18 protein-coding genes and 1 tRNA gene are annotated in these 21217 nt (G+C 63.8%); 15 read left to right on the top strand and 4 right to left on the bottom strand.

Translation table 11 applies throughout. The annotated features are described in order from the left end of the window. Window position 1 precedes the first annotated feature (1 nt). From lolB to RAM80_RS21835, 8 genes are all read left to right on the top strand, one after another. Window positions 2-619 carry a lipoprotein insertase outer membrane protein LolB gene (lolB, locus tag RAM80_RS21870; protein WP_416422511.1) on the top strand — a complete coding sequence of 206 codons (618 nt, stop codon included), beginning with the start codon at window positions 2-4 and terminating at the stop codon, window positions 617-619. A gap of 1 nt (window position 620) precedes the next feature. Then, a complete protein-coding gene (gene ispE / locus RAM80_RS21865) occupies window positions 621-1496 on the top strand; it encodes a 4-(cytidine 5'-diphospho)-2-C-methyl-D-erythritol kinase (RefSeq protein ID WP_416422510.1) in 876 nt (291 codons plus the stop codon). Between the two features lie 10 nt (window positions 1497-1506). Next, a tRNA-Gln gene (locus RAM80_RS21860) sits at window positions 1507-1581 on the top strand. Window positions 1582-1629: 48 nt separating this feature from the next. Next, on the top strand, window positions 1630-2571 hold the full coding sequence (locus RAM80_RS21855; RefSeq protein WP_008373254.1) for a ribose-phosphate pyrophosphokinase: 942 nt from the start codon (window positions 1630-1632) through the stop codon (window positions 2569-2571). Window positions 2572-2708: 137 nt separating this feature from the next. Next, a complete protein-coding gene (locus RAM80_RS21850; protein WP_416422508.1) occupies window positions 2709-3305 on the top strand; it encodes a 50S ribosomal protein L25/general stress protein Ctc in 597 nt (198 codons plus the stop codon). 146 nt (window positions 3306-3451) lie between these two features. Then, on the top strand, window positions 3452-4036 hold the full coding sequence (gene pth, locus RAM80_RS21845) for an aminoacyl-tRNA hydrolase (RefSeq protein WP_416422506.1): 585 nt from the start codon (window positions 3452-3454) through the stop codon (window positions 4034-4036). A 21-nt stretch (window positions 4037-4057) separates the two neighbouring features. Further along, the gene (gene ychF, locus RAM80_RS21840; protein WP_416422505.1) at window positions 4058-5158 is read left to right on the top strand and encodes a redox-regulated ATPase YchF; all 1101 of its coding nucleotides are present in this window, start codon (window positions 4058-4060) and stop codon (window positions 5156-5158) included. Between the two features lie 509 nt (window positions 5159-5667). Beyond that, the gene (locus RAM80_RS21835; protein WP_416422504.1) at window positions 5668-6285 is read left to right on the top strand and encodes an Abi family protein; all 618 of its coding nucleotides are present in this window, start codon (window positions 5668-5670) and stop codon (window positions 6283-6285) included. A 68-nt stretch (window positions 6286-6353) separates the two neighbouring features. Here the strand turns inward: RAM80_RS21835 and RAM80_RS21830 are convergent, their stop codons facing one another. Next, window positions 6354-6698 (bottom strand): Bro-N domain-containing protein, encoded by a 345-nt coding sequence (locus tag RAM80_RS21830; RefSeq protein WP_416422503.1) that lies wholly within the window; start codon window positions 6696-6698, stop codon window positions 6354-6356. Window positions 6699-7121: 423 nt separating this feature from the next. Next, complete coding sequence (locus RAM80_RS21825; RefSeq protein WP_416422502.1) at window positions 7122-8105, bottom strand: Abi family protein; 984 nt, start codon at window positions 8103-8105, stop codon at window positions 7122-7124. A 258-nt stretch (window positions 8106-8363) separates the two neighbouring features. On the opposite strand from RAM80_RS21825, the gene RAM80_RS21820 reads away from it, so the two are divergent. Together RAM80_RS21820 and RAM80_RS21815 are read left to right on the top strand one after the other, a co-directional pair. Continuing rightward, window positions 8364-9236, top strand: a complete 873-nt coding sequence (locus RAM80_RS21820; RefSeq protein WP_416422501.1) for a restriction endonuclease — start codon at window positions 8364-8366, stop codon at window positions 9234-9236. 148 nt (window positions 9237-9384) lie between these two features. After that, window positions 9385-10182: an ATP-binding cassette domain-containing protein gene (locus tag RAM80_RS21815; protein WP_416422500.1), complete on the top strand. Its 798-nt coding sequence runs from the start codon at window positions 9385-9387 to the stop codon at window positions 10180-10182. On the opposite strand, the gene RAM80_RS21810 is transcribed toward RAM80_RS21815, so the two are convergent. After that, window positions 10136-11431 carry a lipase family protein gene (locus RAM80_RS21810; RefSeq protein ID WP_416422499.1) on the bottom strand — a complete coding sequence of 432 codons (1296 nt, stop codon included), beginning with the start codon at window positions 11429-11431 and terminating at the stop codon, window positions 10136-10138. The two genes, RAM80_RS21815 and RAM80_RS21810, sit on opposite strands and share 47 nt — an antisense overlap. A 224-nt stretch (window positions 11432-11655) precedes the next feature. After that, on the bottom strand, window positions 11656-13002 hold the full coding sequence (locus tag RAM80_RS21805; protein ID WP_416422498.1) for a lysine N(6)-hydroxylase/L-ornithine N(5)-oxygenase family protein: 1347 nt from the start codon (window positions 13000-13002) through the stop codon (window positions 11656-11658). 256 nt (window positions 13003-13258) lie between these two features. Between RAM80_RS21805 and RAM80_RS21800 the strand changes: the two genes are divergently transcribed. The 5 genes from RAM80_RS21800 to RAM80_RS21780 all read left to right on the top strand — a co-directional run bounded on the left by RAM80_RS21800 (window position 13259) and on the right by RAM80_RS21780 (window position 21126). Then, a complete protein-coding gene (locus RAM80_RS21800; protein ID WP_416422497.1) occupies window positions 13259-14929 on the top strand; it encodes a cyclic peptide export ABC transporter in 1671 nt (556 codons plus the stop codon). A 10-nt stretch (window positions 14930-14939) separates the two neighbouring features. Further along, entirely contained in the window at window positions 14940-15830 is an 891-nt protein-coding gene (locus RAM80_RS21795; RefSeq protein WP_416422496.1) for an ABC transporter substrate-binding protein, read from the top strand. Further along, the gene (gene fhuB, locus RAM80_RS21790; protein WP_416422495.1) at window positions 15823-17841 is read left to right on the top strand and encodes a Fe(3+)-hydroxamate ABC transporter permease FhuB; all 2019 of its coding nucleotides are present in this window, start codon (window positions 15823-15825) and stop codon (window positions 17839-17841) included. The genes RAM80_RS21795 and fhuB overlap by 8 nt, the downstream gene beginning before the upstream one ends. Beyond that, window positions 17838-18575, top strand: coding sequence for a siderophore-iron reductase FhuF (gene fhuF, locus RAM80_RS21785; protein ID WP_416422494.1), 738 nt, complete (start codon window positions 17838-17840; stop codon window positions 18573-18575). The genes fhuB and fhuF overlap by 4 nt, the downstream gene beginning before the upstream one ends. A gap of 79 nt (window positions 18576-18654) precedes the next feature. Then, a complete protein-coding gene (locus RAM80_RS21780; protein WP_416422493.1) occupies window positions 18655-21126 on the top strand; it encodes a TonB-dependent siderophore receptor in 2472 nt (823 codons plus the stop codon). Window positions 21127-21217 lie beyond the last annotated feature (91 nt).

The raw sequence follows: 21217 nt of genomic DNA, 5'->3' as shown, positions 1-21217 counted from the left end.
TATGTTTTTGCGCCACGTCATCACCTTCAGCCTGATCGCCCTGCTCGCCGGCTGTGCCGGCTTCGGTTCCCGCGAGGCCCTGCAGGGCCAGGGCAACCCGCAACAATGGAGCGCCCACAAGGCGCAACTGACCCAGCTGGACGGCTGGCAGATCGACGGCAAGGTCGGCATCCGCGCGCCCAAGGACTCGGGCAGCGGCACCCTGTTCTGGCTGCAACGCCAGGACTACTACGACATTCGCCTGTCCGGCCCGCTGGGCCGCGGTGCCGCGCGCCTGACCGGGCGCCCGGGCCAGGTGGTGCTGGAAGTCGCCAACCAGGGCCGCTATGAAGCAGCCACCCCCGAGCAACTGCTGGGCGAACAGCTGGGCTGGAACCTGCCGGTGTCGCACCTGGTGTGGTGGGTGCGCGGCCTGCCCGCCCCGGACACCAAGAGCAAGCTGACCCTGGACGGCGACAGCCGCCTGGCCAGCCTGGAACAGGATGGCTGGAGCGTCGAATACCTCAGCTACACCGAACAGAACGGCTACGCCCTGCCCGAGCGCATCAAGCTGCACGGCCAGGACCTGGACGTGACCCTGGTGGTCAAGTCCTGGCAGCCACGGCAGCTGGGGCACTGACATGACCCAGCCACGCCTGACCCTGCCCGCCCCGGCCAAGCTCAACCTGATGCTGCACATCCTGGGCCGCCGCGCCGACGGCTACCACGAACTGCAGACCCTGTTCCAATTCCTCGACCACGGCGACGAACTGCAATTCGCCGTGCGCCAGGACGGCGAGATCCGCCTGCACACCGACATCGAGGGCGTGCCCCACGACAGCAACCTGATCGTGAAAGCCGCGCGCAAGCTGCAGGCGCTGACCGGCACCGCGCTGGGCGCCGACATCTGGCTGCATAAAGTGCTGCCCATGGGCGGCGGCATCGGCGGCGGCAGTTCCGACGCCGCCACCACCCTGCTGGGCCTGGACCATTTGTGGAACACCGGCGCCGGCATCGACCGCCTGGCCGAGCTGGGCCTTTCCCTGGGCGCCGACGTACCGGTTTTCGTCCGCGGGCACGCGGCGTTCGCCGAGGGCGTGGGCGAAATCCTTACCCCGGCCGAGCCCGAGGAACCCTGGTACCTGGTGCTCGTCCCGCAAGTCTCTGTTAGTACAGCAGAAATTTTTTCAGATCCGTTGTTGACACGCGATTCACTTCCCATTAAAGTGCGCCCCGTTCCCAAGGGAAACAGCAGAAATGACTGCGAAGCGGTAGTCACAAGACGTTATCCAGAAGTACTTAACGCCTTGAATTCACTGAAGAAATTTGGTGATGGACGACTCACCGGAACTGGAAGTTGTGTGTTTGGGGCCTTCCCAAGCAAAGCGGAAGCTGATAGAGTTTCGCACCTTCTTGCAGATACCCTTACAGGGTTTGTAGCCAAAGGCAGCAACATCTCAATGTTGCACCGCAAACTACAGAGTCTGTCACAGGAAACGAGTGCTGGGCACTCGTAGCAACAGATACAGGGGCGTCGCCAAGCGGTAAGGCAGCAGGTTTTGATCCTGCCATGCGTTGGTTCGAATCCAGCCGCCCCTGCCATTTTCCTTATACTCATCCAGGTATACCCTCAGCCGGCAGGTACTGCGCGTGTCCAAGATGATGGTCTTTACGGGGAACGCTAACCCCGATCTGGCTCGGCGTGTAGTACGTCAGCTGCATATCCCACTGGGTGATGTCTCTGTCGGTAAGTTCTCCGACGGCGAAATCAGCACTGAGATTAATGAAAACGTCCGCGGTAAGGACGTCTTTATCATTCAGCCGACTTGCGCTCCGACGAACGATAACCTGATGGAACTGGTTGTGATGGCCGATGCCTTCCGCCGCTCCTCAGCGTCCCGAATCACTGCGGTGATTCCTTACTTTGGTTATGCCCGCCAGGATCGCCGCCCGCGTTCCGCACGTGTTGCCATCAGCGCGAAAGTCGTCGCTGACATGCTCACCGTGGTGGGGATCGACCGTGTTCTCACGGTGGATCTGCATGCTGACCAAATCCAGGGTTTCTTCGATATTCCGGTAGATAACATCTACGGCTCCCCAGTATTGGTGGATGACATCGAGGATCAACGCTTCGAGAACCTGATGATCGTGTCCCCGGACATCGGCGGCGTCGTGCGTGCACGTGCTGTTGCCAAGTCCCTGGGCGTTGATCTGGGTATCATCGACAAGCGCCGTGAGAAAGCCAATCACTCCGAAGTGATGCATATCATCGGCGACGTCGAAGGGCGTACCTGTATTCTGGTCGATGACATGGTCGACACCGCCGGCACCCTGTGCCACGCGGCGAAAGCCCTGAAAGAGCATGGCGCTGCCAAGGTCTTTGCCTACTGCACACACCCTGTGCTGTCGGGCCGGGCGATCGAGAACATTGAAAATTCCGTGCTGGACGAGCTGGTGGTCACTAACACCATCCCGCTGTCCGCTGCAGCACAAGCCTGTGTACGTATCCGTCAACTGGATATCGCACCGGTAGTTGCCGAGGCGGTCCGCCGCATCAGCAATGAAGAATCGATCAGCGCGATGTTCCGCTAAGGGCCCTGCCCTGCGAACACCTCGTTGACGAAAAGCGCCCCGCCCCAACACTTCCGTTGGGGCGGGGCTTTTTTGCCCATCCCGGTTTGACGCTGGTCGCAAACGTTACCCGGGCATGGCTATTTTGGAGATGTAAAATGACTGATTTCATCCTGAACGCCCAAGCGCGTACCGACCTGGGGAAAGGTGCGAGCCGCCGCCTGCGTCGTCTCGCCGCCCAAGTCCCAGCCGTAATCTACGGTGGCGACAAAGAAGCTGAATCCGTAAGCATCCTGGCTAAAGAAATCGCCAAGCTGTTCGAAAACGAAGCTGCTTTCAGCCACGTTATCGAACTGAACGTTGACGGCACCAAGCAAAACGTCGTGGTCAAGGCCATGCAGCGTCACCCAGCCAAGCAGTTCATCATGCACGCTGACTTCGTCCGCGTTGTTGCTGGCCAGAAACTGACCGCTATCGTTCCTGTGCACTTCGTCAACGAAGAAGCTCCAGTGAAGAAAGGCGGCGAGATCTCCCACGTTGTCAACGAGATCGAAGTTTCCTGCGAAGCCAAGGACCTGCCTGAGTTCATCGAAGTCGACCTGGCCAACGCCGAAATCGGTTCGATCGTTCACCTGTCCGACCTCAAGGCCCCTAAAGGCGTTGAGTTCGTAGCCCTGGCTCACGGCAACGACCTGGCTGTTGCCAACGTCCACGCTCCACGTGTAGCTCCAGAAGCTGAAGGCGCTGCAGAGTAATTTTACTCGGCACGCCGGAGTTGTAATGACATCGCGGTAGCATAAGCGGACGAGATCGCGAAGTTTACACAACCGACCTCGTCCCCTCATGCCACCGGCCAGCCCGGTGGCGATGTTCAATTCGATTCCAAGGAAGAGCCCCTGTCGTGACCGCCATTCAACTGATCGTTGGCCTGGGAAACCCTGGCCAGGAATACGAACAGACCCGGCATAACGCAGGGGCTCTTTTCGTTGAGCGCATCGCTGCCAAACAAGGCGTCAGCCTGGTAGCCGATCGCAAGTATTTCGGCCTGACGGCGCGTTTCAGCCATCAGGGCCATGATGTTCGCCTGTTGATCCCCACCACCTACATGAACCGTAGCGGCCAGGCCGTGGCGGCATTGGCGAATTTCTTCCGCATTCCGGTAGACGCCATTCTGGTGGCCCACGACGAACTCGACCTGCCCCCCGGCGTCGCCAAGCTCAAGTTGGGCGGCGGCCATGGCGGGCACAACGGCTTGCGCGACATCATCGCGCAGCTGGGCAACAACAACGGCTTCCACCGTCTGCGGCTTGGCATTGGCCACCCGGGTGTGGCCAGTCAGGTATCCAACTTTGTCCTGGGCCGGGCGCCACGCGCCGAGCAGGACAAACTGGACGCCAGTATCGATTTTGCCCTCGGCGTGTTGCCGGATATCTTCGCCGGCGAGTGGAATCGCGCGATGAAAAACCTGCACAGCCAAAAGGCCTGACTCCACGAAGAGGGAATCACCATGGGTTTCAATTGCGGTATCGTCGGCCTGCCCAACGTCGGCAAGTCCACACTGTTCAACGCCCTGACCAAATCGGGTATCGCGGCCGAGAACTTCCCCTTCTGCACCATCGAGCCCAACAGCGGTATCGTGCCGATGCCGGACCCGCGCCTGGCTGCCCTGGCTGCCATCGTCAACCCCAAGCGCATCCTGCCGACCACCATGGAATTCGTCGACATCGCAGGCCTGGTGGCCGGCGCCTCGAAAGGTGAAGGCCTGGGCAACAAGTTCCTGGCCAACATCCGCGAAACCGACGCCATCGCCCACGTGGTCCGCTGCTTCGAAGACGAGAACGTGATTCACGTCTCCAACAGCGTCGACCCCAAGCGCGACATCGAGATCATCGACCTGGAACTGATCTTCGCCGACCTGGACAGCTGCGAGAAGCAACTGCAGAAGGTTGCGCGCAACGCCAAGGGTGGCGACAAGGACGCCGTGGTCCAGAAAGGCCTGCTGGAGCAACTGATCGCCCACTTCACCGACGGCAAGCCTGCGCGCAGCCTGATGAAGAACATGGGTGTTGACGAGAAGGCGGTCATCCGCGGCTTCCACCTGCTGACCTCGAAGCCGGTCATGTACATCGCCAACGTCGCCGAAGACGGCTTCGAAGGCAACCCGCACCTGGACGTGGTCCGCGCCATCGCCGAAGAAGAAGGCGCCATCGTGGTGCCGGTGTGCAACAAGATCGAAGCCGAAATCGCCGAGCTGGACGACGGCGAAGAGAAGGACATGTTCCTCGAGGCCCTGGGCCTGGAAGAGCCTGGCCTGAACCGCGTGATCCGCGCCGGCTACGAACTGCTGAACCTGCAGACCTACTTCACCGCCGGCGTCGAGGAAGTCCGCGCCTGGACCGTCAAGGTCGGCGCCACCGCGCCACAGGCCGCTGGCGTGATCCACACCGACTTCGAAAAAGGCTTCATCCGCGCCGAAGTGATCGCCTACAACGACTTCATCCAGTACAACGGTGAAGCGGGCACCAAGGAAGCCGGCAAATGGCGCCTGGAAGGCAAGGAATACATCGTCAAGGACGGCGATGTGATGCACTTCCGCTTTAACGTGTAAGCGCGTTACGGCCATTCAAGAAGCCCCGGTCTCGCAAGAGCCGGGGCTTTTTCGTGTTTTCTGACCATTGAGGTCAGCCGATGCCAGTCATCTTTCGTAACCCAGTTTTCCTTGACGGAAAATGGGGCTGGCGGCACTATTCTCTTCAATCGCGCCCGATCCTCTGGTGCTGGCTTAGTCCGGCATTACGTTCGGGCCTTCTTATTTCTGGAGACATGGAAGTTGTTGACTCCAAAACCTTTCCGGAGCTATCCAGACCTCGTCACCCTCCTTACCGAGCGCAATATGCTCGTGGCTGACCCGGCCCGCGCAGAGCGAAAACTCGCCCAGTTAGGCTACTACCGCCTAAGCGGTTACTGGTATCCGGCACGCGAATTCGACAGAGATGCTGGAACGGGCCTGGCAAAATCATGCCCTGCTTCCGGCAAGCCGCTACGCAAGAATCTATTCGCAACGGGCACAACGTTTGAGGAACGGTGATCGCTCATGTAGTGGGCTATCACCACCCCATGGCCTATACCGATGCCACATTCATCCAGCCCAAGCATGCCAATGACTTCATATCGCGCGGCAAAGTCAGGAACAAATGGATCGAATGGTCGACTCACCAACAGGTATTGCTAAAGCGCAGCACGGAAGACTCGATCGAGTGGCATCGTCGATCGGGGCGCCCAATCCCATTTTGGGTCGCCGTAGAAGCCTGGGACTTCGGCGCGCTTTCTCGCTATTTCGAAATACTGAAGGGCACGTACCAAAACCAGATCCTGGAACGGTTTGGTCTCAGCGACGCGCGAGTCTTCGCGCGTTGGCTGCAAGAGATAAACCTGCTCAGAAACCGCTGCGCCCATCACACTCGTATCTGGAACCAGGTCTCTCCCAATCCGCTGTCCGCAGTTCCCAGCGAGTCCTATTTCACTGCGCTGAATCTGGATCGAAATGCGTTGACGCGGCTGTATGGTCTGGTCTGCATCATCTGGTTTCTGATGCAGAAGATCGCCCCACGCTCGAATTGGATCAATTCGGTAGCTGACTTGATTGATACCAAGCCAGCACTGCCGGGGTGCACCTTTGCATCGTTCGGATTGCCTGCCGAATCCGGATTCCCCCGAACGGCTTTCGGGATTTAGCTGCCGCCCGCCACGCCGTGCTGGAGTGGAGTAGACCTGGCGGCAATAGTTACAAGGTGCGTATGCGGTTAACGAGCGCTCGACCGCAACGACGGCAACACCTCACAACTCAACCACCGCCGCAACGCTCGGTTCTCTGGAATCAGGTGATATACCAACAACGCAAACGCCCCGCAGTCACTGACCATCACCCGCTCCCGCGCATGCCCGCCACTCATCAGGGTAAGCGTGCACTGCTGGTCGGCGTCCAGCTTGGCAAGACGATGGTCGACCAGCCCAATGCCCATTAGCCGGCCCAGGTCTTGGGCACATAGCCAGGCACGGTCGTTGATCAGCAGGATGCGGAGGATTCGTTCGTTGCGGTGGAAAACGGTGGGGGTAAGGCAAGACGAGGTACCAACTTCAATTTCCATATGCTTGTTCCATTTGCAACCGATGCAGCTTTTGCCGACATCGGTACAGGGCTAGATCGGCAGGCATAATTACCCGCCACGTATAACGCTCTGCTGGTATTCAGGTCGCTAAACCCGGCCATTTTCATGGCAGGGAAAGCCTATCCCGCACGCCCCACTCCGCGATATCCACCCACTTCCGGTTTTGCTGTAGGACGCTTCCCTACCACCGCATCAGATAGACCAACCTTGTCAACTTGATGCCCGTACCAGGAATGAAAAAGCCCCGGTCTCGCAAGAGCCGGGGCTTTTTGTTACACACTGCCCCGGGCGGGCAGATTGACCTCGTTCATGTTGACCTCTACCATCAGATCCAACACGGCCCCTCTCGGCAACGTCACTTCGTGATGCTGCTGCTGAGGGGTTTTTTAATGGCTGGCATTTTTACCACGATGCTTCCCACCCCTCGTGAAGCCCCATGCGCGCCTCTCTCGAACCGATACTTTGGCTCTGTGGGAACGCCTGCAACTGCTGCTTCATTCGCTGCGGCCAACTGGATCGCGGATATATCACCTGAATCAAATGACGAGTGACACACAGCAGCAAATAACACCGCGCCAAGGCATGCCCTTTCCCAAGAAAATGAGTGACCCATGGCACCTCGGCCGCCTTGGGAAGCTTTGGCTGGTCGACAATATTTCGATTCCACAACCGGCTATGATGCGCACAAACGTTGCGTAGATAATTCAAACTACGTAACCACGAAGCGAAGATCCGACCGTTTGAAATCCCGTATTTGGACGAGATCGCGTCTTGGTCGCATGCCCTCATACCGTCGTACAGCGTGGACATCGTTCCAAAGTCCCAAGCTTCTGCTGCTATCCAAAGCGGTAGCTGCGATCCATACCTGGCTTTGCAGGCGAGAATGAAGTCCTCTCGCGAGCGACTTACCAATTGCTCATGGCGTAGCATCCAATCCTGATGCCTGCTAGCTCCAGTCCTGGGATTGATCCTGCCGCTGAACTCCCGATGGAGAAGATCAGGCTTTGTGTGCGCGAAGGGATGAAGCCCGCCAAGGTAATGACCAATATCAACCCTCAACGCTATTTCAATGCGCTCCAGGGCATCCAAGGCCAATAGGCGCAACTGCTTGTCGAAAACATAAAGATCAACAGCATCCTGAAAAGTGGCACCCGGCCTGAAAACATCGATGTCCACCGGCGTGCCAGTGGCCGTGGCCTTCCCTTCGAGCGAAAGCTGATGAGCCCGGTGGTCGCGTAATGCGTACCAGTACCCGCTCAACCGAAAATAACCTACCCGGCTTAGCCAGCTCACCGCCACAGCTTTGTCTGTGATGATCATTCCCCTTTCGGCCAGGTAGTCCAGCTGTTCATTAAAACTAGCCCAGGAATTACCGTACTTAACCATAGGTGGTTCCTTCCATGCCTTGGGTTACATCTGCCCTATCCAGAATTGCGGTCGGGGGAAACCCTGGTTGCTAAACGCCGCCACTTTGACCGCAGGGAAAGCCTATCCCGCACGCCCCACTCCGCGATATCCACCCACTTCCGGTTTCCCTGTAGGACGCTTCCCTACCTCCACCCGAGATAAACCGACTTGACGCCCGTAGCCGCTGCCGCCAGGCTGCGGCAGCGGCTACACCACCCACCCCAACAGACCACGGACATGGCCAAGAAAACCTCCACCTTCGACGACCTCATCTTCCTCGCCAGCAAGCTCCCCTGGTGGTCCAGCCTGATCCTGGCGGTGGCCTCCGGCGTGTACCTGCACGGCGTGGCCACGGCGCCCATCACGGTGGTCAGCGACCCAGCGCAACTGCAATCGGTGATGACCCAAAGCCTGTTCAGAACCCTGGCGACCTTCGGCCAATTCCTGCTGCCACTGATCTTCGTCATCGGCGCCATCACCTCGGTCCTCGGCCGTCGCAAACGCCGCGAGCTGTTGAACACCGGCCAAGCGGTGAACGACTTCACCTGGCAGGAATTCGAACTGCTGGTGGGCGAGGCGTTGCGCCGCCAGGGCTTCAGCATCGAGGAACGCGGCGGCGCCGGGCCCGATGGTGGTGTGGACCTGATCGCCCGCAAGGAGGGCGAGAAGTACCTGGTGCAGTGCAAGCACTGGCGCACGCTGCAGGTGGGTGTGCCGGTGGTGCGCGAGCTGTATGGGGCCATGGCCGCGGAAGGCGCGGTGGGTGGTTTCGTGATCACCAGCGGCCGTTTCAGCGAGCCCGCGCGTGAGTTCGCCAGCGGGCGCAACCTCAAGCTGGTGGACGGCCGCCAGCTGCGGCGCTGGATTGCTGCAGCGCAAAAACAGACAGTACAGCCCCCCAAGCCTGCCGCTGCCCCAGTGCCGCCCCCCATGGTCGAGCCGCAACCCAAGGCGCCCGCCTGCCCCCATTGCCGCAAACCCATGGTGATCCGGGTGGCGCGCACCGGCCGCAACGCCGGCGGCAACTTCTGGGGCTGCAGCGACTACCCCAAATGCCGCGGCATGCGCGCCATCTTCCCGCAAACCCCGCCCCGTAGCAGCGGCCCCTAGGCCGCGTCCGGCCCCAACGCGCTCCTCAGGCAGACCGTGATGGGGCGGGACGCAGCCTTTGGCAGCTGCTACGGAATATTCAATTGATAAGCATTAGCAAATTTACTACTGTCGTGCCCTGCCCTTTTCAAGCGATCGTGGAAGCCTCATGTTCGAATTGCGCTCCGTCAGCTTCAAAGTCCCTGGCCGCACCTTGCTGCAACCGCTGGACCTGCAGATTCCCCACGGCAAGATGATCGGCCTGATCGGCCACAACGGTTCGGGCAAGTCGACGCTGATCAAGCTGCTGGCGCGCCAGCAGGTGCCCGCCAGCGGTGAGATTGTGCTGGACGGCAAGCCGCTGCCGGCCTGGGGCAACCGTGATTTCGCCCAGCAGGTGGCCTACCTGCCGCAGCAGCTGCCGGCCGCCGACAACCTCACGGTGCGCGAGCTGGTGGGCTTTGGCCGCTACCCGTGGCACGGCGCGCTGGGGCGCTTCAGCGACGAAGACCGCGCGGCGGTGGAGCGGGCGCTGGTGCTGACCCACATCAGCGCCTTTGCCGAACGCCAGGTGGACCTGCTGTCCGGCGGCGAGCGCCAGCGCGTATGGCTGGCCATGCTGCTGGCGCAGAACAGCCGCTTCCTGCTGCTGGACGAGCCCACCTCGGCGCTGGATATCGCCCACCAGGTGGAGGTGCTGTCGCTGGTGCACGACCTCAGCCGCCAGCTGGGCCTGGGCGTGCTGGTGGTGCTGCACGACGTCAACATGGCCGCGCGCTACTGCGACCACCTGCTGGCCCTGCACAGCGGCCGCCTGCTGGCCCAGGGCAGCCCCGCCGAGCTGATGCAGAGCGAGACCCTGGAGCGCATCTACGGCATTCCCATGGGCGTGATGCGCCACCCCGGCGACGGTTCGCTTATCAGCTACCTCGACTCGCCGGCCACTGCAGCGGGTATGGCAGGCTGAAGGCCGCGCCCCGCGCCAGCGACAGCGCGCTGCCCCAGCGCGCCGGGTCGAAGAGCATCTTGCGCATGGCGCTGTAGCAGGCCAGCGACGCCCAGATCATATGCGCCTGGGCCCCAGTGGCCTTGGCCGGCACTGCCTCGTCCACATTCACCACCGGCACCTGCACGCCGCGCCCGGCAAACGCCGCCTGGGCCCGTGCGGCGTTGTCGAACGGCACCACGCCGTCGCGGTCGGTGCCGCACAGCATCATCGGCGTACGCGGAGTCCAGTCCAGGGTGCTGTTGCGCGCCAGGTCCTGCTGGAACGGCGTGTTCGGCTGCTCGACAAAGGCCTTGGCGAACCCGGGTTGGCGCATATCATCGATTGAGCGCAGCTGATTGAACGGCGCCTGGCCGATCAGCGCGCGCAGCCCCAGCGGCCCGGGAAACGCACCCTGCACCGCCTGGGCATAAGGCGCCTTGAACACCTCCTCGGGCTGACCATAGAGGTTGCCGTACACCCGCTGCATGCCCAGCACCGTATAGGCCAGCAGGTACGGCGACAGCTGATTGGGCCCGGCACTGGTGACGCCGTTCCACGACTCGCGGAAGGTGTGCGGCAGGTCATAGGCGCCGGACATCGGCGCGCTGGCCACCAGGTTGAATTCGCCCAGGTGGTCGCGCTCGATGGCGCGCTGGGTGGCCATGGTCACGTGGCCGCCTTGGGAGTAGCCGCCGAGCATCACCTTGCCAGAGAAACTCACGCCCAGCTGCGCACCGGCCAGCCTGGCCGCGCGCAAGGCGTCGACCATGGTGCTGGCCTCTGAGTCGGCGTGCAGGTAGGGGTGGAAGGGATAGTGGGAGTTGCCCAGCCCCAGGTAATCGCTGGCGATGACCACGTAGCCACGGGCGGCGTAGACGGAATTAAGAGGGTAACCGGCGGAAGCGGCGGCCAGTTGCGCCTGTTGGCGATGACGATCGGTTTCGGTACCGCGGGCCCAGCCCAGCAGGGGCGCTGGTTGCTGGCAGGCGGCGCCGTCGGGCACCACCAGCGCGGCGGAGGCGTCGGCGGGTTCGCCCTTGACGCCGATGGTGCGGTATTGCACCGCTACCACTTTCACACCGCAGTCGACCTTGTCGACGAACGTCCTTTGGCTTTCCGTTGCCTGGTTGATCTGCGCGGCGCTGTAGCGCGCCACCTCCTTCACCTCCAGCAGCGTCCCGCGCTGCCCTGCCGTTGCATCCGCCTGGGCCGTTCCTGCGCCCAGCATGGCCAACCACGTGGTTATTGCACACACATATCGAGTTCGATCAGACACTGAAGCTCCTTGGTCAAGCAGTCTTCACGCACCTCTGTAGCCGCTGCCGCCAGGCTGCGCCGGCCCTCTGCCTCGCTGGAGATTTCCAGGGTTCATGGCGGCCAGCGCAGCCTGTCGGCAGCGGCTACGGCGGTGCGCAGAAAATGCGCCGGCATTCCTATGCCGGCGCGCGGCTCTCAAGCGTTGCTGGCGGTGGCGCGCTGGGCCGTCTTCGCCGGCGCACCATCAAAGCTCGACTTGAGATTCTCATGCAGCGCCGTCGCCACCTCCTCCGCGCGAATCGGCAGAATCGACAGCAGCGTATCGCTCAGGCCATGGCTGGACTGGCTGAAGCCCTGGATGAACACCGGCGCCTTCAGGCGCGGGTCGGCCTGCACGCGGTATTCGCGGTTCACCTGGTATTCGTCCAGGTACTCGGCCAGCGGCGCGAGGATCTGCTGGTGCGAGATGCGCTCGTAGCCGGTGGCCAGGATGATCGCGTCGTAGCGGTGCACCTCGGTGTCGCCGGTGGCCAGGTCGCGCAGCACCAGTTCGATACCGTTGGCGTCGGCCTTGGCCGACTCGATCGAGCGCCGGCACAGGAAGCCGTGGCGCGGCTGCCCGGAGACTTTCTGGCGGTAGAAGATCGAGTAGATGCGCTCCACCAGGTTCAGGTCCACCACCGAATAGTTGGTGTTGTGGTACTCGTTGATCAGGCGCTCGCGCTCCAGCTCCGGCTGGTTGAACACCAGGTCAGTGTACTGCGGCGAGAAGATCTCGTTGACGAACGGGCTGTCGTCGGCCGGTTTCAGCACGGCGGCGCGCAGCACCATGTCGACCTGGGCGCTGGGGAAGCTGTCGTTGAGGTCGATGAACGCCTCGGCGGCGCTCTGCCCACCGCCGATCACCGCAATGCGCATGGGCTGGCCGTTGGCGCAGGGCTGCTCGTTCATGCGCTCCAGGTAGCGCGAGTGGTGGAACACCCGGGCGTCGCCCTTGAGGCCCCGGAAAACCTCGGGAATGCGCGGCGTGCCGCCGGTGCTCAGCACCACCGAGCGGGTGTGGCGCACCTGTTCGCGGCCCTGGCTGTCCTGGGAAATCACCCGCAGTTGCTCGATGCTGTTGCCGCTGTGCACCGGCTCCACCGCCAGCACGTTCTCGCCGTAGGCGGACTGCTCGGTGAAGTGCCCGGCCACCCAGCGCAGGTAGTCGTTGTACTCCATGCGGCAGGGGTAGAAGGTGCCCAGGTTGATGAAGTCCACCAGGCGCCCGTGCTGATGCAAGTAATTGACGAAACTGAAGGGGCTGGTGGGGTTGCGCAGGGTCACCAGGTCCTTGAGGAACGAGATCTGCAGCTCGCTCTGCGCCACCAGGGTGTTGCCGTGCCAGCGGTAGTCCTGCTGGCGGTCGAGGAACAGCGCGTCCAGGTGCCGGCCGCGCTTCACGCCCAGCTCTTCCAGGGCGATGGCCAGCGCGAGGTTGGAAGGCCCGAAGCCGATGCCCAGCACATCCAGCGGCGTGCTTGTAGTTACTGTTTGAGTCATCTCGCCAATACCTTTCGATCCATTAGTCGATTGGCACGAACACCCGTGGCGGCCCCAAGGGCGGCGCCAGGCGTATCGCCCAGGAACGGCGTCCCCTGTCGGAACGCTTACCCAAGTGGTGACGAGAAGCCTGTGGGAAAATTTAAACGGCACTCATTCGCGATATCCCCCAACGCCGCCAAGAAATTAATTTTTAAGGTTTTACCCCGCTCGTGCGTCCTATCTGGATATGAATCCCATTTGTGACGACAGCCCAATGACGCAGCCCAAGCCCCCCAAAGGTACGCTCTCCGAACTGTTCAGCCTGCTCAAGCCGTTCTGGCCCATCCTGGCGGTGTCCATCACCCTGGGCATCATGGGCGGCCTGAGCATCACCGCGCTGCTGGCCACCATCAACCAGAGCCTGCACGCCGACGGCCCCGCCGCCGGCACCCTGCTGCTGGCGTTCGGCGGCCTGTGCAGCCTGGCGCTGCTGGGCTCGATCTTCTCCGACATCGGCACCAACCACGTCGGCCAGCACGTGATCGCCCAGCTGCGCAAGGACCTGGGCAGCAAGATCCTCTCCGCGCCCATCGAGCAGATCGAGCGCTACAAGTCGCACCGGCTGATCCCGGTGCTGACCCACGACGTCGACGTCATCAGCGACTTCGCCTTCGCCTTCTCGCCCCTGGCCGTGTCGCTGACCGTGACCCTGGGCTGCATGGGCTACCTGGCGCACCTGTCGTTCCCGATGTTCGTCTGCACCGTGGTGGCGATCCTGCTGGGCACCACCGCCCAGTACTTCGCGCGCCTGAAAGGCATCCGCGGCTTCTTCGAGGCCCGCGAGGCCGAGGATGACCTGCAGAAGCATTACCGCGCCATCTCCGAAGGCGCCAAGGAACTGCGCATCCACCGCCCGCGCCGCTTCCGCGTGTACCGCGACCACCTGCAGAAGACTGTGGAGAAGATCTGCGACATCCAGCTGCGCTCGATCAAGCTGTTCGTGGTGGCCAAGACCTTCGGCTCGACGCTGTTCTTCATCGTCATCGGCGTGGTGCTGGTGTACCAGAGCCTCTACCCCAACACCGACAAGGCCACCCTCAGCGGCTTCATCCTGGTGCTGTTGTTCATGAAGGGCCCGCTGGAACACCTGATCGGCAACCTGCCCATCGTCAGCCGCGCCCAGGTGTCGTTCCGCCGTATCGCCGACCTGTCCGCGCAGTTCGCCTCGCCCGAGCCGCACCTGCTGCTCGAAGGCACGGTGAAACCGGCCACGCCGCTGCAAAGCATCGAACTGCGTGACGCGCGCTACACCTTCCCCAGCGTCGAGGGCGTGACGCCGTTTACCCTGGGCCCGGTGAACCTGCGCCTGAACGCCGGCGAGATCATGTTCATCGCCGGCGAGAACGGCGCCGGCAAGACCACCCTGATCAAGGTGCTGCTGGGCCTGTACGCGCCGCAGCAGGGCAGCATCCTGCTGGACGGCAAGGAAGTGGGCGTGGAAAACCGCGACGACTACCGCCAGCTGTTCACCACCATCTTCGCCGACTACTTCCTGTTCGACGACCTGATGGGCCCCGACGAAAAGCTGCCCGACGAGGCCCACCAGTACCTCGACCGCCTGGAAATCAGCCACAAGGTCAGCATCCAGGACGGCAACTTCACCACCACCGACCTGTCCACCGGCCAGCGCAAGCGCCTGGCCCTGGTGCAGGCCTGGCTAGACCACCGCCCGGTGCTGGTGTTCGACGAATGGGCCGCCGACCAGGACCCGGCCTTCCGGCGCATTTTCTACACCGAACTGCTGCCGGACCTGCAACGCCTGGGCAAGACCATCATCGTCATTTCCCACGACGACCGTTACTTCCATATCGCCGACCGCCTGGTGCGCATGGAACCGGGGCGCATCTACGAAGACACCCGCCAGCAACACCCCGTGGAGGCCTGACAACGCGATCATGCACAGGCGCTCATTCCTGCAACTGATGGGCGTGGCGGCACTGGCGGCAAGCCCGCTGCTCCACGCTCAACCCCAGGCCCGGCGGGTAGCCCCGCTGGACTGGCAACTGGCCGAGATCATGCTCGGCCTTGGCGTTTCTCCGCTGGCCATTCCCAGCCTGGACATGTACCGCGCCCGCGTGCCGCAGCCACCGCTGCCGGCCGGCGTGCTGGACCTGGGCGCGTCGTGGGAGCCGAGCCTGGAACTGCTGGCGCGGCTCAAGCCCGACCTGATCCTGCTCAGCCCCGTGCAGCAGATGGCCCAGGCGCAGTACGCCGCCATTGCCCCAGTGCGGGTTCTGGACGTGCCTACCACCCTTGCGCCCATCCCCCGTGGCCTGGCGGCCATCAGCGAAGTGGGCGAGTGGTTGCACTGCCAGCCCGAGGCCCAGGCCCTGGTGGCTAGCCTCGGCGCCCGCCTGGACGCTGCCCGCGCACGCATCCTCGGCCAGCAGCACCGGCCGATTTACCTGGCAGACATCGACCAGGGCGGCAGCCACGTGCGCCTGTGGGGCCACAACAGCCTGCTGGGCGACGCCCTGGCGCGGGTCGGCCTGGTGAACGCCTGGGACGGCGAACTGGGCCCGGCCGGCTTCGCCCTGGTGCCGCTGGAACAACTGGTGGAACGCCCTGAGGCGCGCATGCTCTACCTGAACTTCGGCAAGGCCAGCCAGCGCTCACTCAAGACCCTGGGCGCCAGCACCCTGTGGAACGTGCTGCCCTTCGTGCGCGAAAGACGCCTGAGCGCCATCCCGCCGACCTACGTATTTGGCGGCACGCAGACTGCGGCGCGCTTCGCCGAGCTGCTGGTGGAACACCTGCCCGCCGACCCGGAGTACGCCCATGGCTAGTTCCGCCCTCGATTACGCCGCCACCAAGACCCGCAACCCGCAGCAGCGGCGCTGGCTGCTGGTGGTCGGCCTGCTGGCGCTGGCTGCCGTGGCCCTGAGCCTGCACGGCCTGCTGCGCCACCTGCCGCCCGGCCTGTGGTGGAGCGCCGCCGTGCACCCCAGCGCCAGCGACACCGCGCAGCTGCTGGTGCACCACGCCTGGCTGCCGCGGCTGGCCGTGAGCCTGCTGGCCGGCGCGGCCCTGGGCCTGAGTGGCGCGCTGCTGCAAAGCATTTTGCGCAACCCGCTGGCCGACGCATCCACCCTGGGCATTTCCGCTGGCGCCAACCTGATGCTGGTGGTGGGCCTGCTGTTCGCCCCCGGCCTGCTCGACCAGGGCCGCACCCTGCTGACCAGCGCCGGCGGCGGCCTGGCCATGCTGCTGGTGTTCGCCCTGGCCTGGCGCCAAGCGCTGGCGCCGCTGGCGGTGGTGCTGGCGGGCCTGATTATTGGCCTGTACTGCGGCGCCCTGGGTTCGATCATGGTGCTGTTCAACCACGAATACCTGGGCGAGCTGTTCGTCTGGCAGACCGGCAACCTGGCCCAGAATGGTTGGGGCCTGACCCGCGACCTGACCTTCAGCCTGATCCCCGGCATGCTCGCCGCGCTGCTGTTGGTGCGGCCGCTGGACGTGCTGCAACTGTCCGACGAAAGCGCGCGCAGCCTGGGCCTGTCGCTGTCCTGGAGCCGCACCCTGGGCCTGGCCCTGGCGGTATTCCTCAGCACCACGGTGGTCAGCCACATCGGCATGGTCGCCTTCGTCGGCCTGGCCGCGCCGGCCCTGGCGCGGCTGCTCGGTGCCCGCCGGCTGCGCCAGCAGCTATGGTGCGCGCCGCTGTTCGGCGCGCTGCTGCTGTGGCTGGCCGACCAGGTCATCCAGAACTTCGCCCCGCTGCTGCCCACTGGCACGGCCACCGCGCTGCTGGGCGCGCCGTTGCTGTTGTGGCTGCTGCCGCAGATGCGCCGCAGCCTGCACCCGCCGCGCAGCACGCCCGATGCCCAGCAGCCCAAACCGCGCCACCCGGCACGCATCCTCGCGGTGAGCGCCGTGGCCCTGGTGGTGTGCCTGGCGTTGGCCCTGACCCTGGCCCCCGGCCCCAGTGGCTGGGCCTTCAGCAGCGTCAGTGAAACCCTGCAACTGCTGCCCTGGCGCGCCCCTCGGCTGTTCGCCGCCATGGCCGCCGGCGCCATGCTGGCCATGGCCGGCACCATGATCCAGCGCACCACCGGCAACGCCATGGCCAGCCCCGAAGTGCTGGGGGTCAGCTCCGGCGCCGCCCTGGGGGTGATCCTGGTGTTCCTCGCCAACCTGCCCCTCAACCCCGGCGTCATCCTGCTGACCGCCAGCGCCGGCGCGCTGGTCACCCTGCTGATTCTGTTGTCGTTCGGCTGGCGGCATGGCTTTTCACCCGAGCGGCTGCTGCTCACCGGCATCGCCCTGGCGACCATCTCCGGGGCGTTCTCCAGCATCATCCTGGTCAGCGGTGACCCGCGCCTGGGCACCCTGCTCAGCTGGATGGCCGGCTCCACCTACCGGGTCAGCGCGCCCCAGGCGGTGGTCGCCTGCGCCGTGGCCGTGGTCGGCCTGGCGATGGCGCCGCTGATCCGCCGCTGGCTCGACCTGCTGGCCCTGGGCCCCAGCACCGCCAGCATGCTCGGCCTGAACCTGGGCCGCAGCCGCCTGGCGTTGCTGACCCTGACCGCGCTGCTGACCGGCGCTGCCACCCTGGTGGTCGGCCCGCTGAGCTTCGTCGGCCTGATGGCACCGCACATGGCGCGCCTGCTGGGCCTGCGCCGGGCACTGGTGCAGCTGTACGGCGCGGCGCTGCTGGGCGCGCTGCTGATGGTGGTGGCCGACTGGCTGGGCCGCACGCTGATCTTCCCCTGGCAGATTCCCGCCGGGCTGCTGGCCACCTTCGTCGGTGGGCCGTACTTCATGTGGCTGATGATTCGCCGCCGGGGTGGCGCATGATCGCCGCCTTCGCCAGCGCCTTTCCCGGGCCACTGGCCGGGGTCGGCGAGTCGCTGGCGCTGGCCGACGGCGCCGCACCGGGCATCGTCCTCAGCGACCTGCTCGACCCGCAGCGCTACCAGCCACCGCTGGCAGCGTTCGCCCAGCGCTACCCCGGCGGCGACACCAAGGCGCTGGTGTCACTGTGGACGCAATGGTACTTCTCGGTGCTGGTGCCGCCGGTGGTCATCCTCGACCTGCTGCAGGACCGCCTGCTGCCACTAAGCCTTGATCACACCCGCCTGCACCTGGACGCCGAAGGCAACCCGCAGCGGGTCGAACTCAGCGACGACGGCCAGGTGCGCCAGCCGCGCTCGGCGTTCGAGCGTTTCGCGCCACTGGTGTTCGACCACCTGGCGCCGCTGTGCGCCACCCTCGCCCAATTCAGCGGCCTGTCGCCACGGGTGCTGTGGAGCAACGCCGGGGTGCGCGTGGCCTGGGCCGTCGGCGTGGTCGCCCGCCACCCCCTGGGCGGCGCCGCACGCGCGGCGCCGGGGCGTGAGCTGCTCAGCGCCAAACAGTGGCCGAACGGCTGCAGCAACCCGCTGTTCGAACCCGTGCGCTTCGCCGTAGCCGATGACGAAACCAGCGCCAGCACCCGCCGCGTGTGCTGCCTGCGCTACCGCCTGGACAGCGTGGATTACTGCCCGTCCTGCCCGTTGCCAGCCAATCGGCGGCAGTGCAAAAAAAAGTGAAAAAATCATTCTGGTTTTGCGCTCGGGCTTCGTCTTATTGGAAACGATTCTTATAAGCTAACCTTAACGAGTGCTAATAATGTTCGAGTTTCGACACAACAAAGGGCGTGAAACACAAGGATCCGGTTTCACCAAGACCCTGTTGGCGGCAAGCCTGGCCCTGGCCGCGTACAGCGCCCAGGCCCTGGCGGCACCGGTGGCCGTGCACATCCCGGCGCAACCGCTGTCCAATGCGTTGATGCAGTTCGGTACCCAGACCAACATGCAGGTGCTGTTCAGCGCCGACTCGATCAAAGGCCGCAACAGCCTCAGCGTTGACGGCACCATGGAGCCACAACAGGCCCTGGAACAGATGCTGCGCGGCACCGGCCTGCGCTACGAAGTGAACGGCAACACCATCACCGTGGGCGCCGCCACCGCCGATGGCAACGCCATGCTGCTGCAGAACGTCAACATCAACGCCGCCGGCGACGGCAGCGGCTACACCCCCGAATACAGCATCGTCGCCAAGCGCACCAACACCGCGACCAAGACCGACACGCCCATCGGCGAGACCCCGCAGTCGATCTCGGTGGTCACCCGCAAGCAGATGGACGAGCAGGCCGTGCAGGACGTCAGCTCCGCCGTGCGCTACACCCCCGGCGTGTTCGGCGAATACACCGGCGCCAACAACACCCGCGAACAGTTCCGCATCCGCGGCTTCTCGCCCTACGTGTTCCAGGACGGCCTGCAACTGCCCTACGGCGAGAGCGGCCAGGGCGGCATGTCCGAACCCTACGGCCTGGAAAGCGTGGAAGTGCTGCGCGGCCCGGCGTCCATGCTCTACGGCCAGAGCCGCCCAGGCGGCCTGATCAACCTGACCAGCAAGATGCCCACCAGCACCCCCTACCACCAGATCCAGGTGCAGGGCGGCAGCTATGACCTCAAGCAGCTGGGCTTCGACTTCGGCGGCCCCATCGACGACCAGGGCGTGTTCAGCTACCGCCTGACGGGCCTGGTGAAGGACAGCGGCACCCAGGTCGACCACGTGCAGAACAACCGCAACTTCATCGCCCCGGCGTTCACCTGGCGCCCCAATGACGACACCTCGCTGACCGTGCTGGCCAACTACCAGCGCGACTGGGGTGGCAGCACCGAGCAGTACTACCCGGAGTCGGGCACCCTGCACCACTCCCAGTACGGCAAGATCTCCAGCGACACCCTGCTGGGTGACAGCGACTTCGACAAGCTGCGCCGCGAAAGCTCGCAGCTGGGCTACCTGTTCGAGCACCACTTCAACGACGTCTTCACCTTCCGCCAGAACCTGCGCTACAGCCAGGTCAACATCGAGAACCGCACCGCGTTCGGCAACGGCTACGTCAACGAAGCCACCAGCCCGAACCTGTCGCGCCTGACCTCGGACATCAAGCGCAACCTGCAGATCTTCAACGTCGATAACCAGCTGGAAAGCAAGTTCAACACCGGCGCGCTGGAGCACACCCTGCTCACCGGCCTGGACTACCGCCGCAGCACCCTGGACAACAACGTGGTGAACAGCAGCTACACCACCACCAACCCCTACGCCGGTGGCAACAGCAGCGGCACCCGCACCAACATCTACACCTCGCGTGACATGTACCAGGTGCAGAAGCAGACCGGCGTGTACGCCCAGGACCAGATCAAGCTGGACCACTGGCTGTTCACCCTGGGCGGGCGCTTCGACTGGGCTGACTCGGAAAGCCACTACCGGCCCGACCGCAGCAACGCCACCAACCGCTACATCGACCAGGACAACCACAAGGGTACCTACCGCTACGCCGTGGCCTACCTGTTCGACAACGGCGTGATGCCCTACTTCAGCTACTCGCAGTCGTTCGACCCACAGCTGAACACCGCGGTCAGCGCCGCCACGCCGATCTTCAAGCCCACCGAGGGCGAGCAGTACGAGCTGGGCATCAAGTACCAGCCGCCGGGCCAGGACAGCTACATCACCGCCTCGGTGTACAAGCTCAAGCAAAAGAACGTGACCACGGCTGACCCGACCAACATCAACAACACCATCCAGATCGGCGCCGCCGAAAGCCGCGGCTTCGAACTGGAAGGCAAGGCCGTGCTGAGCAAGAACCTCGACCTGCTGGCGTCCTACACCTACACCGACAGCGAAGTGACCCGCACCGGTTATGTCACCTCGTCGTACACCGACAAGGGCAACGAACTGCCGTTCACCCCACGCCAGCAAGCCTCCGCGTGGCTGGACTACACCTTCCACGAAGGCCTGATGGACGGCCTCGGCGCCGGCCTGGGCGCGCGCTACACCGGCGACCTGTGGGGCAGCAGCGTGTCCTCGCCATCGGCGGTGTACAACCGCATCGAGACCGGCAACTTCACCATCGTCGACGCCGCCGTGCACTACGACCTGGGCAAACTGTCGAGCAAACTGGATGGCACCAAGGTGGCGGTCAACGCCAGCAACCTGTTCGACAAGGAATACGTGGCCAGCTGCAGCAACTACGCCGCCTGCTACTACGGCCCGCGCCGCAACGTGATCGCGACCTTGAGCTACAACTGGTAAGCGCCCCCTGCGGCACAAAAAAACGCCAGCCCCTTGCGGGGTTGGCGTTTTTTTATGCCGGAGAGAAATTGAAATTTCCTGCCATACATCT

The sequence above is a fragment of the Pseudomonas sp. App30 genome, from assembly GCF_047947025.1.
Classification (GTDB): Bacteria; Pseudomonadota; Gammaproteobacteria; order Pseudomonadales; family Pseudomonadaceae; genus Aquipseudomonas.
Note: the sequence above shows the minus strand (reverse complement) of the source record. Positions and strands in the feature narration are given on the sequence as shown.

What these genes read in the sequence shown, in the direction of transcription:
- RAM80_RS21825 (WP_416422502.1), bottom strand. Translation starts at nt 8,105, where the DNA reads ATGGTTAAGTACGGTAATTCCTGGGCTAGTTTTAATGAACAGCTGGAC.
- RAM80_RS21820 (WP_416422501.1), top strand. Translation starts at nt 8,364, where the DNA reads ATGGCCAAGAAAACCTCCACCTTCGACGACCTCATCTTCCTCGCCAGC.
- ychF (WP_416422505.1), top strand. Translation starts at nt 4,058, where the DNA reads ATGGGTTTCAATTGCGGTATCGTCGGCCTGCCCAACGTCGGCAAGTCC.
- RAM80_RS21805 (WP_416422498.1), bottom strand. Translation starts at nt 13,002, where the DNA reads ATGACTCAAACAGTAACTACAAGCACGCCGCTGGATGTGCTGGGCATC.
- RAM80_RS21815 (WP_416422500.1), top strand. Translation starts at nt 9,385, where the DNA reads ATGTTCGAATTGCGCTCCGTCAGCTTCAAAGTCCCTGGCCGCACCTTG.
- ispE (WP_416422510.1), top strand. Translation starts at nt 621, where the DNA reads ATGACCCAGCCACGCCTGACCCTGCCCGCCCCGGCCAAGCTCAACCTG.
- RAM80_RS21830 (WP_416422503.1), bottom strand. Translation starts at nt 6,698, where the DNA reads ATGGAAATTGAAGTTGGTACCTCGTCTTGCCTTACCCCCACCGTTTTC.
- RAM80_RS21780 (WP_416422493.1), top strand. Translation starts at nt 18,655, where the DNA reads ATGTTCGAGTTTCGACACAACAAAGGGCGTGAAACACAAGGATCCGGT.
- fhuF (WP_416422494.1), top strand. Translation starts at nt 17,838, where the DNA reads ATGATCGCCGCCTTCGCCAGCGCCTTTCCCGGGCCACTGGCCGGGGTC.
- RAM80_RS21800 (WP_416422497.1), top strand. Translation starts at nt 13,259, where the DNA reads ATGACGCAGCCCAAGCCCCCCAAAGGTACGCTCTCCGAACTGTTCAGC.
- lolB (WP_416422511.1), top strand. Translation starts at nt 2, where the DNA reads ATGTTTTTGCGCCACGTCATCACCTTCAGCCTGATCGCCCTGCTCGCC.
- RAM80_RS21795 (WP_416422496.1), top strand. Translation starts at nt 14,940, where the DNA reads ATGCACAGGCGCTCATTCCTGCAACTGATGGGCGTGGCGGCACTGGCG.
- RAM80_RS21810 (WP_416422499.1), bottom strand. Translation starts at nt 11,431, where the DNA reads ATGCTGGGCGCAGGAACGGCCCAGGCGGATGCAACGGCAGGGCAGCGC.
- RAM80_RS21835 (WP_416422504.1), top strand. Translation starts at nt 5,668, where the DNA reads ATGGCCTATACCGATGCCACATTCATCCAGCCCAAGCATGCCAATGAC.
- fhuB (WP_416422495.1), top strand. Translation starts at nt 15,823, where the DNA reads ATGGCTAGTTCCGCCCTCGATTACGCCGCCACCAAGACCCGCAACCCG.
- RAM80_RS21850 (WP_416422508.1), top strand. Translation starts at nt 2,709, where the DNA reads ATGACTGATTTCATCCTGAACGCCCAAGCGCGTACCGACCTGGGGAAA.